The sequence below is a fragment of the Desulfobaculum sp. genome (assembly GCF_054921475.1).
In genome coordinates this window covers 1-3,380 of the sequence record NZ_JBUDSW010000327.1, presented here as the reverse complement: position 1 = coordinate 3,380, position 3,380 = coordinate 1, and the positions used below count along the sequence as shown (strand labels likewise).

Here is a 3,380-nt window from a genome sequence, read left to right as displayed (position 1 = left end):
CTGCGGCTGAGAGGCGGCCACCCTGCCTGTGAGCAGGCCGCGCTGGTTTTTGCGTGATCGGGGCGGTTTGCCTGAGCGGGGCGCGCGGGACGCATGGGTTTTCGCCTCTTGCGCGGTGGGCGGTCACGGGCTATCTGTAGGGGTATGCCTACACCGACAAAACACCGTGATGCCGCCGTGTTGCTTCTGCATGGCTTTGGCGGCGAGCCGTACGAGATGCAGGGGCTGGAGGGCGTTTTTCAGGCGGAGGGGCTTCCGGTCTCCGTACCGCTGCTTCCCGGCCATGGCACCAGCGTGGACGACTGGTGCACAACGGATTTTCACGACTGGGCCGCTGCGGCCCATGACGCCTACGCCGACCTCGCGCGCCAGCACAAGGCCGTGTTTGTGATGGGGCTGTCCATGGGCGGGACGCTGGCGCTGCACATCGCCCAGCGCTTTGACCCGGCGGGCATCGTCACCATGGCCGCGCCGCTGTTTCTCTACCGCCTGTATCCCTTTGTCTGCACGGACTGGCGACTGCCTTTCATCCCACTTCTCAAAAAGGTCCGGCCCATGTGGCCTACAAGCCGCCGTCGGCCCGAGTCCGTGGCCATTGCGCCGTGGCGTGGCTATGAGGGCGTGATGGCCCTTGGTCCGCTCCACAGCCTGCTGACGGGGATGCGTTCCACCCGGCGGCGGCTTATGGATGTGCGCGCGCCGCTGCTGGTGATTCAGGGCGAGGGGGACCGGACTGTCCCGCAGGAGAATGCGTGGGAAATCATCACCAAGGTCCGCTCCTGCGAGCGGGAGGTGCGGCTGTTGCCCATCTCGGAAACGGTAACCAGCCGCCACGTGCTCACCACCCACCGGGAAACTCGGCCTGTTGTGGAGCGCTTGGCGCGTGATTTTGTGCTGCGGCGTCTTGAGCGGTAGATGACTCGCCTTGGCTTGTGCTGGCTGAGGGGGGCACTGGGAGGTGGGCCTGGGCTTGCCTGGTGCCCCCGGCTTCTCTTTGCGTCTTACGCCGTCCATCTCTTGGGCGGCGTTTTTGGTTGCGCGCTTCCTCCGTGAGTCCAGAGGCGCGCCTTCTCAGCCGGGCGGCGCACTCGGCTACAGAACGTCGGGCACGCCGTCTGTTATGACGTCCCGGATGGTATCCGGCTTCCACACCACGCCGACGGGCGTTTCGTGCTGCGTCAACTGGCGGGCGGCGTCCACGGCGTAGAGGCGTCCGCTGTACATGCCCAGCCACTGGTCCACGATGGGCGTGCGCGCTGCGACGTGCTGCTGCCCATCCTGCGCGCTGCGCATATACCCTCCAAACTCCCGCGCCATGGCGGGAGCACCAGAGCACCCCATATCCATATTCCCTGAAATGAGCAGAAAGCTGCGCTCCGGTGCGTGCGCGGCAATGGTGGCGCTGACGCCTATGGGTGCGCCCCAAAAGTCGCGCCCGCCGGGGTAGCCATACAGCAGGGCCGGCTTGCCCACGGGCAGGGCCATGTCGTCAACCAGCGTTGCGCCGTCATCCACCCGCGGCAGGTCAATGCCGGGGAGCGACCAAAAGCGCGCCGCGCGCGAGGTGCCCACTGCATACAGCGTGAGTGTGTCGAAGGGAACGCAGGCGACGTCGCACCAGTTGGCGCGCTCCGGCGCGGGGTGGCGCAAAAAGATGCTGATGCCGCGTTGATACAGAGGAAATTCCGCGATGACTTCCGCCCCATGACGGATGCTGCCCCGCATGGGCGGGGGGATGGCTTTGGCGCGGAGGCGTTCGCGCAGGCTGACGCCGCCGCTGAGGCTGTGGAAGGCCGTGATGACGCTGGGGCCGCCCGGTCCAGCCACCACAAATCCGCTGCCCACGGCGTGTCCGGCGTCGCCAAGGTTCAGGATGATGCGCACCACACTGTCCCGCGCCGGGTCGTCGGAGGAAGCGGCGCGGGATGGCTGCCCTGTGTGGGCGGTGAGGCTGTGTTTTGCGTGAAAGCTGTCCATGGGCGTTCCTGCGTGGTGCGGCGGCGTTAGCCGAGGAGCGTGCCGCGTTGACGGAAAATGTGACCAAGCTCACTGCCGATGGCGTCCACCCCGCCGGGGAGCATGCTGGCGGGGATGCGCAGGGAATTGGCTGTGCCGCCAAGGCCGAAGGTCAGGGCAAGGCGCCGCCAGAAGTCCAGCCGCTCCACGCCCCGCTCCGTGAGGACGATTTCAATGGCATCCGTCAACAACGTGCGCCGCCGTCTGACGTTTTCCACGTCGTCCCACCGGACGATGGTGGGGCCAAGGATGGAGCAGTCTATGAAGACCTCCATATTGGAGATGGCAAGGCTTGGTGTGTTGCGGAACAAGCGTTGTAGGGCCGGAACCAACGCGGCGGCGGCTCCGGCGATAAGCGGCAGGAGCGCCAGCACGCAGACGTCTGGCGCAGGCTCGTAAAAGTCCGGGCGCGTCAGGCGCGCCCACAGCACCCCGAACAACAGCCCCACGATGCCGCCGCGAAAGGCAATGATGCCCAGCAGGCGAAAACGGTCTGGATACACATCGTTCACTGCTTTGCCCTCCCTTGGCTCCAGCATACACCACCGTGGGCACGGCGCACAACGGGCAGTGTGAAATTGCCCAGTCCACAGGCTCTGGACGCCGTATGGGCAGTGCGGGGGGATAGGGCCCGGGCAAAAGAGAAGCCGCGCCATCCAGAGGGGGGGATGGCGCGGCTTTTTGGAGAGGGGGTGGCGGCCGGGATGTCGCCGGTCCCGGCCGCCTGTTGAGGATGCAGTCGTTAGGTGAAGAGGAGAGGTTCACAGCGCGACGAGGGGGGAGTCGTCTTTTGCGCCGTGACGGGTTAGTGTTTTTAGAGAGCTGTGGAGGTGGCTTATGGTCCGTCAACCATTGCCGTTGTCTTCTCTCTATCAAGCCCCGTGCCAAGTTTGAAAAGTGTGTAAATACGGGTTGTTAGAGAATTGCTCAAAAAAGCTGTGCCATGTGCACTGTGCAGGATGTGCAGCAGGGTGCACAAGTTGTGAGGTGGTGTGTTGCACAAGTTTGCACAAGATGTGCACATGTTGCCAAGGGCGATGTGCACAAGCGGGGCGGGCAGTTGAGGGTGGAGCCTCTGCATAACTCGGAACATGGGGAATACTTGTGTCCGGGAACAGAGGGAACAGATTATGGCGGTACAGGTGGCACGTGTTTCTCCCCCGTCGCAGGGACGCAGGAGCGGTGCGGAGTTTTTCAGTTTGGGCGCAACTGGTTGAGGCGGCAGGAGAACGGCAACCCTGTGTGGGAGGCAGAATGACGCACGAAGCGGACAAGGGCGCACCTCAGGCAGCGCCGCCCGCGCCGGACGGGGGCGACAGCACCGCGCGCCATGGCGCGCAGCCGGGTGCACCTTGGCGTGAAGA

The 3,380-nt window shown here is 64.9% G+C and carries 3 protein-coding genes; 1 reads left to right on the top strand and 2 read right to left on the bottom strand.

All coding sequences use genetic code 11. The annotated features are described in order from the left end of the window. Positions 1-144 precede the first annotated feature (144 nt). On the top strand, positions 145-915 hold the full coding sequence (locus tag ACY69P_RS15380; protein WP_462328109.1) for an alpha/beta hydrolase: 771 nt from the start codon (positions 145-147) through the stop codon (positions 913-915). 177 nt (positions 916-1,092) lie between these two features. Here the strand turns inward: ACY69P_RS15380 and ACY69P_RS15375 are convergent, their stop codons facing one another. Both ACY69P_RS15375 and ACY69P_RS15370 read right to left on the bottom strand, forming a co-directional pair. Continuing rightward, positions 1,093-1,977 (bottom strand): hypothetical protein, encoded by an 885-nt coding sequence (locus ACY69P_RS15375; protein WP_462328108.1) that lies wholly within the window; start codon positions 1,975-1,977, stop codon positions 1,093-1,095. A 26-nt stretch (positions 1,978-2,003) separates the two neighbouring features. Next, complete coding sequence (locus tag ACY69P_RS15370; protein ID WP_462328107.1) at positions 2,004-2,528, bottom strand: hypothetical protein; 525 nt, start codon at positions 2,526-2,528, stop codon at positions 2,004-2,006. Between the last annotated feature and the right edge of the window lie 852 nt (positions 2,529-3,380).

What these genes read in the sequence shown, in the direction of transcription:
- ACY69P_RS15375 (WP_462328108.1), bottom strand. Translation starts at nt 1,977, where the DNA reads ATGGACAGCTTTCACGCAAAACACAGCCTCACCGCCCACACAGGGCAG.
- ACY69P_RS15380 (WP_462328109.1), top strand. Translation starts at nt 145, where the DNA reads ATGCCTACACCGACAAAACACCGTGATGCCGCCGTGTTGCTTCTGCAT.